The sequence below is a fragment of the Mycobacterium senriense genome (genome assembly GCF_019668465.1).
In the GTDB taxonomy this organism is placed as follows: Bacteria; Actinomycetota; Actinomycetes; order Mycobacteriales; family Mycobacteriaceae; genus Mycobacterium; species Mycobacterium senriense.
The window spans coordinates 3,308,238-3,323,713 of the sequence record NZ_AP024828.1 but is presented as its reverse complement, the minus strand read 5'-3'; the positions used below and the strand labels follow the sequence as shown (position 1 = coordinate 3,323,713).

General features: G+C 67.1%; 11 protein-coding genes. 5 read left to right on the top strand and 6 right to left on the bottom strand.

The window, feature by feature from the left end; all coding sequences use genetic code 11:
- Nucleotides 1-60: 60 nt before the first annotated feature.
- On the bottom strand, nt 61-927 hold the full coding sequence (locus tag MTY59_RS16010; RefSeq protein ID WP_221042021.1) for a hypothetical protein: 867 nt from the start codon (nt 925-927) through the stop codon (nt 61-63).
- Nucleotides 924-1,844 (bottom strand): hypothetical protein, encoded by a 921-nt coding sequence (locus MTY59_RS16005; protein WP_221042020.1) that lies wholly within the window; start codon nt 1,842-1,844, stop codon nt 924-926. The genes MTY59_RS16010 and MTY59_RS16005 overlap by 4 nt, the downstream gene beginning before the upstream one ends.
- A gap of 141 nt (nt 1,845-1,985) precedes the next feature.
- Here MTY59_RS16005 and MTY59_RS16000 point away from each other — a divergent pair, with 141 nt between their 5' ends.
- Both MTY59_RS16000 and MTY59_RS15995 read left to right on the top strand, forming a co-directional pair.
- On the top strand, nt 1,986-3,227 hold the full coding sequence (locus tag MTY59_RS16000; protein WP_221042019.1) for a cytochrome P450: 1,242 nt from the start codon (nt 1,986-1,988) through the stop codon (nt 3,225-3,227).
- Nucleotides 3,227-3,808 (top strand): TetR/AcrR family transcriptional regulator, encoded by a 582-nt coding sequence (locus MTY59_RS15995; protein ID WP_221042018.1) that lies wholly within the window; start codon nt 3,227-3,229, stop codon nt 3,806-3,808. The genes MTY59_RS16000 and MTY59_RS15995 overlap by 1 nt, the downstream gene beginning before the upstream one ends.
- 4 nt (nt 3,809-3,812) lie before the next feature.
- On the opposite strand, the gene MTY59_RS15990 is transcribed toward MTY59_RS15995, so the two are convergent.
- Both MTY59_RS15990 and MTY59_RS15985 read right to left on the bottom strand, forming a co-directional pair.
- Nucleotides 3,813-4,952 carry an acyltransferase family protein gene (locus tag MTY59_RS15990; RefSeq protein ID WP_221042017.1) on the bottom strand — a complete coding sequence of 380 codons (1,140 nt, stop codon included), beginning with the start codon at nt 4,950-4,952 and terminating at the stop codon, nt 3,813-3,815.
- A complete protein-coding gene (locus MTY59_RS15985; RefSeq protein ID WP_221042016.1) occupies nt 4,949-6,652 on the bottom strand; it encodes a DEAD/DEAH box helicase in 1,704 nt (567 codons plus the stop codon). The genes MTY59_RS15990 and MTY59_RS15985 overlap by 4 nt, the downstream gene beginning before the upstream one ends.
- A gap of 121 nt (nt 6,653-6,773) precedes the next feature.
- On the opposite strand from MTY59_RS15985, the gene MTY59_RS15980 reads away from it, so the two are divergent.
- Complete coding sequence (locus tag MTY59_RS15980) at nt 6,774-7,376, top strand: LppP/LprE family lipoprotein (protein ID WP_221046469.1); 603 nt, start codon at nt 6,774-6,776, stop codon at nt 7,374-7,376.
- 60 nt (nt 7,377-7,436) lie between these two features.
- Nucleotides 7,437-10,850 carry a TM0106 family RecB-like putative nuclease gene (locus tag MTY59_RS15975; RefSeq protein ID WP_221042015.1) on the top strand — a complete coding sequence of 1,138 codons (3,414 nt, stop codon included), beginning with the start codon at nt 7,437-7,439 and terminating at the stop codon, nt 10,848-10,850.
- Nucleotides 10,851-10,900: 50 nt separating this feature from the next.
- Here the strand turns inward: MTY59_RS15975 and MTY59_RS15970 are convergent, their stop codons facing one another.
- Together MTY59_RS15970 and MTY59_RS15965 are read right to left on the bottom strand one after the other, a co-directional pair.
- Nucleotides 10,901-11,968: an N-acetylmuramoyl-L-alanine amidase gene (locus MTY59_RS15970; RefSeq protein WP_347881590.1), complete on the bottom strand. Its 1,068-nt coding sequence runs from the start codon at nt 11,966-11,968 to the stop codon at nt 10,901-10,903.
- Nucleotides 11,969-12,242: 274 nt separating this feature from the next.
- Nucleotides 12,243-14,234 (bottom strand): MFS transporter, encoded by a 1,992-nt coding sequence (locus tag MTY59_RS15965; protein WP_221042013.1) that lies wholly within the window; start codon nt 14,232-14,234, stop codon nt 12,243-12,245.
- Nucleotides 14,235-14,498: 264 nt separating this feature from the next.
- Between MTY59_RS15965 and MTY59_RS15960 the strand changes: the two genes are divergently transcribed.
- Nucleotides 14,499-15,278, top strand: coding sequence for a hypothetical protein (locus tag MTY59_RS15960; RefSeq protein WP_221042012.1), 780 nt, complete (start codon nt 14,499-14,501; stop codon nt 15,276-15,278).
- The last annotated feature ends 198 nt before the right edge of the window (nt 15,279-15,476 follow it).

Sequence of the window (15,476 nt, the reverse complement as noted above, 5' to 3'; positions counted from 1 at the left end):
AACTAAAGCCATGGAGAATCTCCCAAATTGTCGTGGCGTTTCCCACCAACGTGGACCCGGTTAGTCGTTTCTGAGCGGTTGGTCACGTAGATACCAGTCTGGATTGAGACCGCGATCGACGGCGAAGGTTCTCAACTGTTGCGTGACCGCATCGTCACGCTGTTCGGTGATTCCGCTAAGCCGTCCCACGACTCCACTGACACGGGCATCGCCCAGGATCGTTACCGACGGCCAACTTGGCTGCACGTTATGGGACGCGAGTTGTCTAATGAGAAACTGGGAGGCGTCGGTCCCGCATTGCAACGCGTCAATCGTCAGCTCCAGCCGCTCGTCCTCGATGGCACGGCTCATCGCGTCGAAGTACTCGTCCGGAAGCAATTCGAACCCGCCGACCTCACTGAGCCATTCGGGGGCCAGTCCCTCTCCTTGACTGCTTTCATCGTCAGGGCCTTTTTGTCCCTGTTCATAACTTTCATCTGCGCCAGCCTGGCTCCAATATGACTCCGCGGGCCGGAATGTCGCCAGGACCCGCTGACCTCCAGCCTGATCAGCCAGCCAGCGCAATCCAACGGTGTCGTTGGACTCGTCTTGTGGCGGGGTGTCGTATTGAGGTGCAAGCTCGTTGGTGCGCCTGTCGCGCAGCACCAGTGCCCGGACCTCAAAGCGTGCGAATCGTGTTGTGACAGAGACCGTCAGATGATTGAGCAAGAGTCGATCGAGACCACCGTCGAGGGACTGCCGCCACGTCGCGTACCACTGCCACTCGGAAGGTGTCAGGAGGGCAAGCTCATCTTCGCTGATGGGGCCGTCCACCAGCCCGGCCTTGGAAGCCTCGTCGCTGACAACTGCCTCGAACAAATCTTGCGCGTAACCGTCGTCGACCGCGGCGAGGCGAATCAGCGGTGCGGACAGCGCGATGAGGCTCATGACTGCACCCGCACGATCCGACCCTGCCAGTACGCTAGGCCGATCTCGTTCACCGTCGGCACGCGCGGCGGACGTCCACTGACCGCCAGCTGCCGAACGCGTGAGGCCGGCCAAGCGGGCGGGCGCGGGATCGGAAGTTTCGGATCTTTCTCGTTCGGATTGACGAATTCTTCCTCGATCACCACCGTGAAACGCACATCGGGGAAGACTTTGGAGAACTTGTCTCTGAGCCGGACGTACCCCGGCTTGTTCTTGTCTCGCACAAAATCGCTGACGCATAGCCACGTATCGGCCAGGTCGGTGTACCACATCCCCACGTCCTGCTCGTCGGGGCTGCACATCACCACATCGATTTCGAACTGCGTACGGAAATCATTTCGCAACCCATGCAGCCAGTGGTTGGTGTGCACCGTGAGCAGTGCACGCGAGTAGAGCGGCTGCCACTGCAACCACTCCAGATAAACCTCGTAATTGTCTTGGTCGCGTGCATCGAACACCCGGTGGATTTTGGCGGGGTTGAAATAGGACACCAGACCGACGCGGCCGTAGGTCGCTGTGGACAGCGGCTGGTGAATTCCGGTCACGTAGACAGCCTTGCCCCAGGTGTAGTCCCTATTGCCGATGAAGATGCCCTTGGTCGGAGATTGCCGCGTGCCTCGGCCGGGCGGATCGGGCGGCGGCCATGGGAACGGATAGCTGACGGGTTGACCACTGGGCTTTGGCAGGTAATCCTTTGCCCGTTCCGACGGAATATATTTCACTGCAAGAGGTGGGCCGGGCTCCCCGCCCTCAGCTGTTGGCGCACGGGTGGCGTCAACGAACTCTTCCCAAGCGGGCCGCGACCGATCGATCGCCGCGGTGACTCTTTTGACCAACTCGCGTGGCAACAGGGCGACTTGAGGATTTTCGGAGTCCATGGCCCTCCCGTCCGGTAACCCCCGTCCCGGATACTACTGGGCCTCCGGGCTGTTTGGGCGATTTATATCGACGCTCATAAGACGTCATCGCACGCTCTCGACAAGGTTGACATATCGCCACCACTGTCGTACGAATGAGACATGGCTGCCGTTATGTCTCACGAAGCCCCGGTGAAATTCCAGCTCGCCACCGCCGACACGTGGTCGAACCCCTGGCCGATGTACCGCGCTTTGCGAGATCACGACCCCGTCCACCACGTCGTGCCGACGAATCATCCCGAGGACGACTACTACGTGCTCTCCCGGCACGCCGACGTATGGGCCGCGGCCCGCGACCACGAAACCTTCTCCTCCGCCCAGGGTCTGACCGTCAACTATGGCGACTTGCAAATGATTGGACTGCAGGACAATCCGCCTTTTGTGATGACGGATCCACCCGTGCACACTGAGTTCCGCAAACTGGTGTCGCGCGGATTCACGCCGCGACAGGTCGAGGCCGTGGAGCCCAAGGTGCGGGAGTTCGTCGTCGAGCGCATTGAGGGGTTGCGCTCGGCCGGCGGCGGCGACATCGTCGCCGAGCTGTTCAAGCCGCTGCCGTCGATGGTCGTCGCCCACTATCTCGGTGTGCCCGAGGCAGACCGGGTCCAATTCGACGACTGGACCCAGGCGATCGTCGCGGCCAACACCGCCGAAGGCGGCGTTGCCGCTGCCTTGGAAACCGTCGGTGATGCGGTCGGGTCGATGATGGCCTACTTCACCGGGCTGATCGAGCGGCGCCGAACCGAACCCGAGGACGACACCATCTCCCACCTGGTGGCGGCCGGGGTCGGCGCCGACGGCGACATCGCCGGCACGCTGTCGATTTTGGCGTTCACGTTCACCATGGTCACCGGCGGCAACGACACCGTCACCGGGATGCTCGGCGGCTCGATGCCGCTGCTGCACCAACGGCCCGACCAACGTCAGCTGCTGGCCGACGAGCCGGACCGCATGCCCGACGCGGTCGAGGAGTTGCTGCGGATGACCTCACCAGTGCAGGGACTGGCCCGCACCGTCACCCGTGACGTGACCGTCGGCGAGACGACCATCCCGGCCGGACGCAGGGTGTTCTTGCTGTACGGTTCGGCCAACCGCGACGAACGCCAATACGGCTCGGACGCAGGCGAACTCGACCTGGCCCGGTGTCCCCGCAACATCCTGACGTTCAGCCACGGCGCACACCACTGCCTGGGCGCGGCCGCGGCCCGGATGCAGTCGCGCGTCGCGCTGACCGAACTGCTGGCCCGCTGCCCGGACTTCGAGGTGGACGAATCCGGCATCGTCTGGGCCGACGGCAGTTACGTCCGGCGTCCGCTGTCGGTACCGATTCGAATGAAGTCCTGATGCCCGGCAACGACTGGCTGGGTACGCACCGGACCGAAGCCGCCGCCGACCGGATACTCGACGCGGCCGAGCAGCTTTACACGCAGCGCGACTCGGAGTCGATCGGCATGAACGACATCGCTAGGGCGGCAGGCTGTTCCCGAGCGACGCTGTACCGGTACTTCGAGAACCGCGAGGCGCTGCGAACCGCCTACATCCACCGTGAAACCCACCGGCTGGGCCGCGAGATCATCGCGCGCACCGGCGACATCGAGGACCCGCGCGAACGGCTGGTCGTGAGCATCCTCGTCACACTGGGGATGGTTCGCGAGAGCCCCGCGCTGGCATCCTGGTTTGCCACCACCCGCCCGCCGGTGGGTGGCGAATTGGCCGGGCAGTCCGACGTGATCGCGGCCCTGGTAGCGGCGTTCCTGCACTCGCTGGGACCCGACGATCCCGCCGTCGTCGAACGCCGGGCCCGCTGGACCGTGCGGGTGATCGTCTCGCTGCTGACGTACCCGGGCCGCGACGAGGACGAAGAGCGGTCGATGATCGAGGAATTCGTCGTGCCGATTGTGACGCCGGTTTCCACTCGGGGCTAGCGGCTCAGTCCCGGACGCGGGTAAACCGGTGCAGCAGCCACGCCAGCGGGATCGTCACCACCAGCGTCGCCACGTACAGGTACAGCATCGAGCCGGTGTAGACGCGCGCGCCGACAATGTAGTCCATCGCGAATTCCATGGTGATCAGGTGGATCAGGAAGATCTCGTAGGAGATCTCCCCCAGCCACACCATCGGGCGGCTGGCCAGGATTCGCGAATACCAGCCGTGGTCCCCCAGAGCCAGTGGGGCTACCGCGAGCGCCGCGATGACGGCGTAGAAGCACGTCTTGAACAACGCCTCGCTCAGCGTCGCCGGGGAGGTCGTGGGCGCACCGGCAATGGGAGTCGACACGATGAAATAGCAGATGACGGCCAGCGGTATGGCCACGAACCCGTAGCCGCGCACCCCCATTTCCTGGAGCACGGTCAGTATCATCCCGGCGAGGAACCACGCCAGGTAGGTGGGCAGCCACAGCCGCGCGCCGTCGGGAAACCAGTGGTCGGTGTGCACCAGCACCAGCCAGGCCGGGCTGATCAACGTCATCCCCGCCAAGGCACCCAGCATCAGTCTCGGCTGCCACTGTCGCCGGCAGATCACCACCAGCAACAGGTAGGCCAGCAGCGGCAGGATGACGTAGAACGCGCCCTCGACCGCCAGGCTCCACATCTGCGTCAGCCCCTGGTGCAGATACTTGCCCAGGTAGCCGTTGCAGTAGATCTGCGTCAGCGTCAGGTTGCGCGCCAGTCCCAGCCAGCTGTGTCCGGGGTTCGGCCCGGCGTCGCGGTAGTGGTACAGCACGTAGGCGAACAGCACGGTGATCACGTAGGCGGGCATGATGCGCCGAACCCGGTGCCACGCATAGCGACTCAACGACGGCGCCGCGCCGCCTCTCGCCGCCGACTTCACCCACGGGCGGAACAACAGGTAGCCCGAGAGTACGAAGAAGATCGGCACCCCGATCTCCATCCGGGAACCGACCAGGCCCCAATACCCGTGCGTGTATTTGCCGGTGGTGTAGGCCGCGTGGGTGCCGACGACGAGCAGCGCGGCGACCGCACGGATCCCGGTCAGCGAGGCGACCCGGTCGACGCGAGAGGTCTGCTCGAGCCCGCCCTGGGCGTCCTGCTCTTCTGAGAGCGTCATCCGCCGTGTTTCCTGCGCGGCTTCCCACCGTCTCGGCCGAGGGGCTTGCTGCCGGACGACCGCTCCGGCTGAAGGTTGATCAGCACCCCCGAAATACGGGTGTTCTCAAGCCTTTTGAAGGTCGACTTGGGCAACTTGGCCGGCAACTCCACCAGGGAGAAATCCGGTCCGATCGCGATGTGGCCGAAATCGCTGCGATGCAGCCCGCCTTCGTTGGCGATGGCGCCGACGATCGCGCCCGGGCCAATCTTGTGCCGCTTGCCTACCGCGATGCGATAGGTCGCGAAAGGCGCTGTATTAGTTGGCCTTTCGGGGCGTTCGCGGCGTTCGGTGCGCCGCTCGCGCCGCTCGGGCGGCGGTTCGGGCGCCATCAGGAATTCCTCACCGTCGCGGGATTGCAATGCCAGCGCGGCGGCGATGTCGGCCATCGGGGTGTCGTGCTCGCGTTCGTAGTCCTGGACCAACTTGCGGAACAGGTCGATTCCGGGGGAACCGAGCGCGGTGGTGATGGAGTCGGCGAACTTGGCCACCCGCTGGGCGTTGACGTCCTCGACGGTGGGTAATTGGGTTTCGGTGAGCGTTTGGCGCGTGGCCTTTTCGATCGCCTTGAGCAGGTGGCGTTCACGCGGGGAGACGAACAGCAACGCGGTTCCCGAACGCCCGGCCCGGCCGGTGCGCCCGATCCGGTGCACGTACGACTCGGTGTCATGCGGGATGTCGTAGTTCAGGACGTGCGATATCCGCTCCACGTCCAGCCCGCGCGCGGCCACGTCGGTGGCGACCAGGATGTCGATGCTGCCGTCCTTCAGGGCGGCGACGGTGCGCTCGCGCTGGCCCTGCGGGATGTCCCCGTTGATGGCGGCCGCGGAGAAGCCTCGCGCCCTTAGCTTTTCGGCGACTTCCTCGGTGGCCTGCTTGGTTCTGACGAAGACGATCATCGCCTCGAACGACTCGACTTCCAGCACCCGGGTCAGCGCGTCCATCTTGCGCGGACCGGCGACCTGGATGTAATGCTGCGAGATGTTCTCGGCGGTGGCGGTTTTCGCTTTGGTACTGACCTCGAGCGGGTCGTGCAGATACTTGGTGGTGATCTTGCGGATCGCGGGCGGCATGGTCGCGGAGAACAGCGCCACCTGTTTGTATTCCGGGGTTTCGGACAGGATGCGATCGACTTCTTCGGCGAAGCCCATGGTGAGCATCTCGTCGGCCTCGTCGAGAACCAGGTAGTCGACGTGGGACAGATCCAGCGTCCCGCGCTCGAGATGGTCGATGACCCGGCCCGGCGTGCCGACCACCACGTGGGCACCGCGGCGCAGCCCGGCCAGCTGGACGCCGTAGGACGAGCCGCCGTAGATCGGCAGCACGTTGATCTTGGGCAGGTGGGCCCCGTACCGGCTGAACGCCTCGGCCACCTGCAGGGCCAGTTCCCGGGTCGGGGCCAGCACCAGCGCCTGGGTGGCGGTGCTGGTGACGTCGATCTTGGACAGGATCGGGATCGCGAAGGCGGCGGTCTTGCCGGTGCCGGTCTGGGCCAGCCCGACGACGTCGGAGCCCGCCATCAGCGCCGGGATGGTGGCGGCCTGAATGCCGGTGGGCGACTCGTAGCCGACGTCGGCGATCGCCCGCAGGACCGAGGGATTGATCTGCAGGTCGGCAAACGTCGTAGAGGCAGCCTCAGTCGAGCTGTCCGAGAGGGTCATCGTCCAAGGAGTCTAGTGGTGATCGCGAGCTCAGCGGACCTGAGCGCTGCCGGCCACAGTCGGCCGGCCGATCCGGTGATCATCAGCACACCCGGCCATGCCTGCCCCGGCCCCGGACCCGATGACGGTACGGTGCACAGATGTGTGGTCGTTGCCGTGTCGTACCGAGCCACTGACCGGCTCGGCCGCTGTCGCTCTCATCGCCTTCACATTGACCGGCTGCGGTTCGGGGGACTCCACCGTCGCGAAGACGCCGCAGGCCAGGACCTCGGAGACGGCGTCGATCACCGCCCCGGCCACGCCGACGGCCGCCGCCCCACCCGGCAACGCCCCGCCCACCGATCCCTGCGCGGTCAACCTCGCGTCGCCCACCATCGCGAAGGTGGTGTCCGAGCTGCCCCGCGACCCGCGCAGCCAGCAGCCCTGGAACCCCGAACCGCTGGCCGGCAACTACAACCAGTGCGCCCAGCTGTCGGCGATCATCATCAAGGCCAACACCAATGCGGTCGCCCCGACCACCCGTGCGGTGCTGTTCCACCTCGGCCAGTTCATCCCGCAGGGCGTGCCCGACACCTACGGATTCAACGGCGTTGACCCGGCGCAGACCACGGGCGACACGGTGGCGCTGACCTATCCCGGCGGGATCAGCGGCCTGAACACCGACGTGAAATTCCACTGGAACGGCAACACGGTCGAACTCATCGGCAACACCCCGGCCCACTGATCGGGGGCACGCCCGCCCGGCACGGCGCCGGTGTCGGAGCGCTGACCTACAGTGGCTCCAGTGTTGGTCTCCGGCGACAGCATCGTGTACAGCGCATCGGACCTTGCCGCCGCCGCCCGCTGCGAATTCGCGCTGCTGCGGGACTTCGACGCGAAGCTGGGCCGCGGGCCCGCCGTCACCGTCGAGGACGAACTGCTCGCGCGGACGGCCGAGCTCGGTAGCGAACACGAGCGACGCGAACTCGCGTCGCTGCGCGACCGGTTAGGGCAGGACGTCGCGATCATCGGCCGCCCGGCCTACACACCCGCCGGCCTCGCGGCGGCCGCCGACGCCACCCGCCGCGCCGTCGCCGACCGCGCGCCCGTGGTGTATCAGGCCGCTATGTTCGACGGCCGCTTCGTCGGCTTCGCCGATTTCCTGGTGCGCGACGGCGAGCGGTACCGCGTCGTCGACACCAAACTGGCCCGCTCGGCCAAGGTGACCGCGCTGCTGCAGCTGGCCGCCTACGCCGACGCGTTGGCGGCGTCCGGCATCCCGGTCGCACCGGAGGCCGAGCTGCGGCTGGGCGATGGAACCGCGGTGCGGCACCGCGTTTGCGACCTGATCCCGGTGTACCGCTCCCAGCGGACTCGGCTGCAGCGCCTCCTCGATGAGCACTACGCGGGCGGCGCCGCGGTCCGCTGGGACGACGAGGGCGTGACAGCCTGCTTTCACTGCCCGTTGTGCCTCGAACAGCTGCGGGCGGCCGACGACGTTCTATTGGTCGCCGGCATGCGAGTGAACCAGCGGGACAAGCTCTTTGACGCCGGCATCAGCACGGTCGCGCAGCTGGCCGATCGTCGCGGACCCGTGCCCGGCCTGGCGGCCGGCGTCCTGGACAAACTGGCCATCCAGGCGAAACTGCAAGTCCAGCAACGCGAAACCGGGGTTCCTCAGGTCCAGGTCATCGACGCGCAGCCGCTGGCCCTGCTACCCGAGCCCGACCCGGGCGACCTGTTCTTCGACTTCGAGGGCGATCCGCTGTGGACCACCGATGGGCGCGAGTGGGGCCTGGAGTACCTGTTCGGTGTCTTGGAGGCCGGGCCGACGGGCAGGTTCCGCCCGCTGTGGGCGCACAACCGGGCCGACGAACGCAAGGCGCTGATCGACTTTCTGGCGCTGGTGGCCAGGCGCCGCAAGCGCCGCCCCAATATGCACATCTACCATTACGCGCCCTACGAGAAGACCGCGCTGTTGCGACTGGCCGGGCGCTACGGGGTTGGCGAGGACGAGGTCGACGAACTGCTCCGCAGCGGTACGCTGGTCGACCTTTATCCGTTGGTGCGCAGGAGCATTCGCGTGGGCGCGGAGTCGTTCAGCCTCAAGGCGCTGGAGCCGCTCTACATGGGGGCCCAACTGCGTGTGGGCGACGTGACCACGGCCACCGGTTCGATCACCTCCTACGCGCGGTACTGCGAACTCGAGGCGGAGGGCCGCGGCGACGAGGCCACATCGGTGCTCAAGGAGATCGAGGACTACAACCATTACGACTGCCGGTCGACTCAGGAACTGCGGAACTGGTTGTTGTTGCGCGCCTATGAATCCGGCGTGGTACCGGTCGGCGCCCAGCCGGTGCCCGACGGCAACACCGTCGACGACCGCGACCAGTTGGCGGTGACGTTGGCGGCTTTCACCGGAACCGCCGGCGTCGACGACCGCACCCCGCAGCAGACGGCGGTGGCGCTGCTCGCCGCCGCCCGCGGTTATCACCGGCGCGAGGACAAACCTTTCTGGTGGGCGCATTTCGACCGGCTGAACTTCCCCATCGAGGAGTGGGCTGACAACACCGATGTGTTCGTCGCCGAGCACGCGTCGGTCAGCGTCGACTGGCACACGCCTGTCCGGGCGCGCAAGCCGCAGCGGCGGGTGCAGCTGCGCGGCGAGCTGGCGCGCGGAGATTTGAAGAGCGACGCCTTTGCGCTCTACCACCCGCCGGCGCCGCCCGGCATGACCGATAGCCCGGACCGGCGCGCGGCCGGGCGGGCCTCGGTTGTCGAGGCCGACGACCCGACGGTGCCCAGCGAAGTGATCATTCTCGAACGAGTTGGCAGCGACGGCAACACCTTTCACCAGGTGCCGTTCGCGCTGACGCCCGGGCCACCGATCCCGACGACGGCCCTGCGCGAATCGATCGAGGCGGCCGCCGCCGCGGTGGCCGCCGGATTGCCGCGACTACCGGACAGCGCCATCGTCGACGTGCTGCTGCGCCGTGCGCCCCGCGCGCGCAGCGGCACCCCCCTGCCACGTAGCGACGACGCCGTCGCCGACATCACCGCGGCGGTATTGGATCTGGACTCGTCATACCTGGCGGTGCACGGGCCGCCCGGCACCGGCAAGACGCACACCGCCGCCCGGGTGATCCACGACCTGGTCACCAAACACGCCTGGCGCATCGGCGTGGTCGCGCAGTCGCACGCCACCGTGGAGAACGTTTTGGATTGTGTGATCGACGCCGGCCTGGATCCGCAACGGATCGCGAAGAAGCGCAACGACCACCGGGCCCCGCGCTGGCGGGAGATCGACGGTGGCGCATACGCCGCGTTCCTCGCCGACACGCCGGGATGTGTGATCGGCGGAACGGCATGGGATTTCGCCAATGCCAACCGGATACCGCCGGGAAGCCTCGATCTGCTGGTGATCGACGAAGCCGGCCAATTCTGTTTGGCCAACACCATCGCCGTGGCCCCGGCCGCCGCCAACCTGCTGCTGCTCGGGGATCCCCAGCAGTTGCCGCAAGTCAGCCAGGGCACCCATCCGGAACCGGTGGACACCTCCGCGCTGGAGTGGCTGGTCGACGGTCACCGCACCCTGCCCGACGAGCGCGGCTACTTCCTGGACCTCTCGTACCGCATGCACCCGGCCGTGTGCGCGGCGGTTTCGGCGCTGTCCTACGAGGACAGACTGCATTCTCACGACTGCACCGCGGCCCGCCAGCTCGATGGGTACCAGCCCGGCGTTCAGCTGCTTTCGGTTGAGCACCAGGGCAATTCGACCGAGAGCCCCGAGGAGGCCGACGCGATCGTCACCGAGATCGGCCGGCTGCTCGGTGCGTCGTGGACCGACGAACACGGCACCCGGGCGCTGACCGCCGCCGACGTGCTGGTGCTGGCGCCCTACAACGCCCAGGTGGCGCTGCTGCGCCACCGGTTTGCCGCCGCGAAGCTCGATGGAGTGCGAGTCGGGACGGTCGACAAGTTCCAGGGCGGACAGGCGCCGGTGGTCTTCGTCTCGATGACGGTGTCGTCCACGGACGTGGTTCCCCGCGGAATCTCCTTCCTGCTCAACAGGAATCGGCTCAATGTCGCGGTGAGCCGGGCCCAGTACGCGGCCGTGCTGGTGCGCTCCCCGTCATTGACTGAGTATCTGCCCGCGACACCGGCGGGCCTGATCGACCTGGGCGCATTCTTGGCGCTCACCCAGCCCGATCTGCGGTGACGGGCTTACCGGTTAGGCAATAGGGATCAATGTTCCGCGCGGTCTCGGGTTCAAACTCGGTTGCGCATCGGTGAAAACCGCTCAACCTGTACGGGCGGGCCGTCTGCCGACGGCGGCGGTACGACGGCAGCGACACCGTTGATCACGGTGACGACTGTCCGGCTCCCACGCTCGATGTTCAGGGTGCCATGTTGAAAATTCTGGACGACCCACTCCGGCTCCTGGATTTCGGTGCTGGTCGGCAGCCCCAGCGCGCTGTGTTCGTAACCCAAGGTGCCCCACACGGCGTAGATGGTGCCCGTGACGGGCTGCGCCCCGGTGGTCGGCGACCAGTACATCGCCCCCTTGTCGAAGATGACGTAGCGCGTGGCTCCCGCCCCGGTCGATTCCGACGACTTTGGTGCGCCCAGGGCGCTCTTCATGCCGCCCATCGCCTGCCACCGGTCATAGATGGCACTACCTTGCATCGACTGCGCGAGATCATCGGCGCTGGGGCGTTTGTTGAACCTCGCAGCGATGTCACGAATCTGGTTCATCAACGGGAATCCAAGGTTGCCGGGGCAATCGGTATCGCCGACGTCGCGGTGAGCGAAAATGCACGGCAAGGCGATGGTGGCGCCCTGAGGGAACCGGGTGTAGGGGCCCCCGTCCGATGTCAACGCGACGCTCCCCTGCGGGTCGACGCCATCGAGGGCCAGACGCCACCCGAGCAGGCGCCCCACGGTGTGCAGCTGAACCGGCGTTGGGGCCACCGCGTCGAAGTCTCCGATCATGCACACCGCCCATGTGTTGCGGTTGAACCCGCCGGTGTGCGTGCCCAGCACCGGCCTTGTCATCCCTCCGAATCGACCCTCGAATACCTGACCGTACTTGTCGACCAGGGCGTTGTAGGCGATGTCCGACCAGCCCAGAGTGCGGGTGTGGTAGTCGTAGATCGACCGCACAGTTGCCGCCGAATCCTGCTGCGCGTAGTCATTTACACCAGCGGTGTGGTGCACGACGCCTGCCTTGATTCCGTTGTCGTACATCGGTGCTCGGCGGCGGATTGACTCGTCGGCGCCCCACCCGGCCCGACTGACGATATTGAGGTCCTGCCCCGGCGCTTCGACCGCCGACACCAAGGACGTATCAGCTGCCGCTCTCAGGGGTTGGACCAGACCAGATGCGGCGGTGCCCAAACTCAGCGTAATCGGCGCCGCCGCAGCGTATTTGAGTACATCACGGCGCGAAAGAGACGGTGTCGCACTGCACCCGCACCGATCACGCACGGCGCCACGATAGCCCGCGATCACGCTATTCCTCACGCGACCCGCCGGAGCCGAAGGCGATCAGCGAAAGGACCGGGCGGCGCACGGGTTTCGGCCACAGTTGCGCTGTGACCCAAATTGGCTGCTAACCGGTTGACGAGTGCCGGCCCGAACCGGTCGGGTCGTCGTCCGGATCGGAGCGGTGATGGTAACCCCGCAGCGATTCACCGTCGCTGAAGTGAAGGCCCGCCGACCCGTTGTGGGGCCGGCGCGGCGGCCGGGTCGGCCGATCACTGGGCGGCAGGGACCTGGGTGAACGCCGCACCGCCACCTGGCGGAGGCGGTTGCCGCTGTCCACGCGAGACCCGTTGTGGGCGTAGCCGATTGGTTGAGCCTGCGTGGTGGGGCCGCGTCGCGGCACTCCGCTGGACGACGGGCGCGGGCGTTCGACCGGCCGCCTGGCCGGCGCGGGGTGGCTGCCCCGCTGGGCGTCAGGCTCGCGCACCAGCACGAATTCCACGTACTCGTCGTCGTCATAGTCGTCGTCGACGACGTCATCGTCGGGGCCCAGCGGATCGTCGCCGCCCCTGCCATCGCTCTTGCCCGCGCGCGGCGCGGAGCCCACCAGGAACAGCGCGGCGATGATCCCGAACAACGCGATGAACGCCGGCAACAGCACCGACTGTGACATCGCGGCCGCGAACGGTTCGCGCAGGAACCTGGGCAACTGCAGGGCGAGCGCGTCCTCGCCGGCGGCGTCCCCGGAAGGCTGCCGCGGCATCTCGGCGCTGATGCGCCACGTCATGAACGCGGCCATGCCGGCGCTGCCGAGCACCGCACCGAGCTGGCGCACGGAATTGTAGACCGCGGAGCCCGCGCCGGCCAGGTGTGGCGGCAGGTTACGCGTCGCGGTCGCGGTCAGCGGCGACCACACGAATGCCATCCCGACACCCATCACGAAGAACGGCAACGCCAGCCGCCAGATCGGTGTCGTCGGCGACATCTCGAAGGTGAGCCAGGTCAGCGCGATCGCCAGCACCGAGAAGCCGAATCCGAGCACCGGTCGCGGATGGTATTTGTCGACGATCTTGCCGACGAACGGCGCGAAGACACCGTTCGCGATCGCCATCGGCGCGATCAGCAGGGCCGAGCGCGTCGGCGACAGCCCGCACACGGCCTGCGTATAAAACGTCAGCGGCAGCATCATGGCCGTCGCGGTGAACGAGATGATGGCGACCCCGACGTTGCACAGACTGAAGTCGCGATCGCCGAAGATGATCAACGGAATCAGCGGCTCGTGGGCGTTCAGCGCCTGCCAGAACGCGAAAGCCGTCATGAACCCGACGCCCGCGACGATCAAGGCCCAGATCCAGGGTTGCCAGTGCGCGGCCTGCCCCTGCTGCAGCCCGAACACGATCAGAAAGATGCCGATGCCGGACAGCGCGACCCCGATCAGGTCGAAGCGGTGCGACTGGGTGGGCAGCACCGGAATCAGCCAATACGCCAGCGCCAGCCCGATGACGCCGATCGGGACGTTGACGAAGAAGATCCACTGCCAGCCCAGCCCGTCGACCAGGACACCGCCGGCCAGTGGGCCCACGAGGCTGGCCACCCCGGCGGTGGCGCCCCACAGGCTCACCGCGACCCCGCGCCGCTCCGACGGGAAGATCCGCGTGATGGTCGACAGGGTCTGCGGGGTGAGCAGCCCCGCGCCCACGCCCTGGACGACGCGCGCCGCGATCAGCATCGCGGCGCTGCCGGCCAGCCCGCACCACACCGAGGAGGCGGTGAACACGACCAGGCCGAACAGGTACAGGTTCTTGGGACCGAACCGGTCGCCCAGGCGCCCGGCGACCAGCAACACGACCGCATAGCCCAGCAGGTAGGCGCTGGTCACCCAGACCACGGTGTCGTAGCCGATGCGCAGGCTGGCCATGATGGTCGGGTTGGCGATCGCGACGATGGTCGAGTCGACCATGATCATGAAGAAGCCGATCATCATCGCCCACAGCGGGTTCCAGGGGTTCTGCGACTGCGGCGAGCTCCGGGTGAGAAAGTCCCAGCGGTTGGCGGCCCGGGCCGGCCCCGATCCCGCGCGCCCCGTGCCTCCGGGCGTGCGGGGCGTAGCCGTGGTCATCCACCCCACCTCGTTTCGCTGCTGTTCAGCCGTGTCGGCCCGGCTGATCGACCGGCCCAACCCACGCAGGTAGATACACCACGCGCGGGGCGCGGTAAACAGCATGAGCACCGACGAACGGCACGGACCGTCGCAGACATTTAGCCTGCATTATTCCCGGTGCGGCAATAGGCCGGCAGCCAAGGACCCGGTCAGGACGCATAACGCGCCAGTATTCGTCGCGGGCGCGTTAGCCTGGGGGAACGCCATCTGCAGGAGAGAAATATGCGGGCTCGACGGAAAAGGTCGCCGAACCGGTTCTTCACCATGTCCAACGAGGGACAGCAGCCGACCGCGCGAAGTGGTCGACCCAAGATGTCCGCGCGGGCGTTGGCCCAGGTCATCGAGCGGAGCTCGTGGATACAGGGCCCGGCTGCCGAGGCCTATGTGACCCGGCTGCGCAACGCGCACCCCCATGCCGGCCCGGCGGAGATCATGGCCAAGCTGCGGAAGCGATACCTGGCCATCGTGACGGCTGGCGGCGTTGCCGTGGGGGCCGCCGCGACCGTGCCCGGCATCGGCACGATCAGCGCCCTATCCGCGGCGGCCGCGGAAACGGTGACGTTCCTGGAGGCCACCGCGTTCTTCGTGCTGGCGACGGCCGTGGTCTACGACATTCCGGCCGACCACCGGGAACGGCGCCGCGCGCTGGTGCTGGCGGTCCTCGCCGGCGACAACAGCGAGCACGCCGTCGCCGAGCTGATCGGCCCGCGTCGTACCAACGGTGGCTGGATCTCCGAGAGCCTGGCCGCCCTGCCGCTGTCGTCGATGTCGAAGCTCAACTCGCGGCTGCTCAAGTCGTGGGTCCGCAAGTACACCCTGCGGCGCGGCGCCCTGCTGTTCGGCAAACTGCTGCCGGTCGGAATCGGGGTCGTGGTGGGTGCCGTCGGCAACTACCTCGCCGGCAAGAAGATGATCCGCAACGCCAACAGGGCGTTCGGCGCCCCGCCGGCGCGCTGGCCCCGCGCGCTGCATCTGGTGCCCCCGGTCCACGAAGCCGGCTAGTTGTGATCGCAAGCGCGGCGTAGCCGGGCGCAGCGGGTCGCCGCCATCGGGACCTGGCGATCGCAAGCGCGGCGTAGCCGGGCGCAGCGGGTCGCCGCCATAGGAACCGTGCCGGCCGTCCTCATGCCCCCCGGTCAATCTGGCAGATCGGCGGCGAAAGGTTAGCCTTTATAGGGCGGAAACAATGGGTACCGCCCT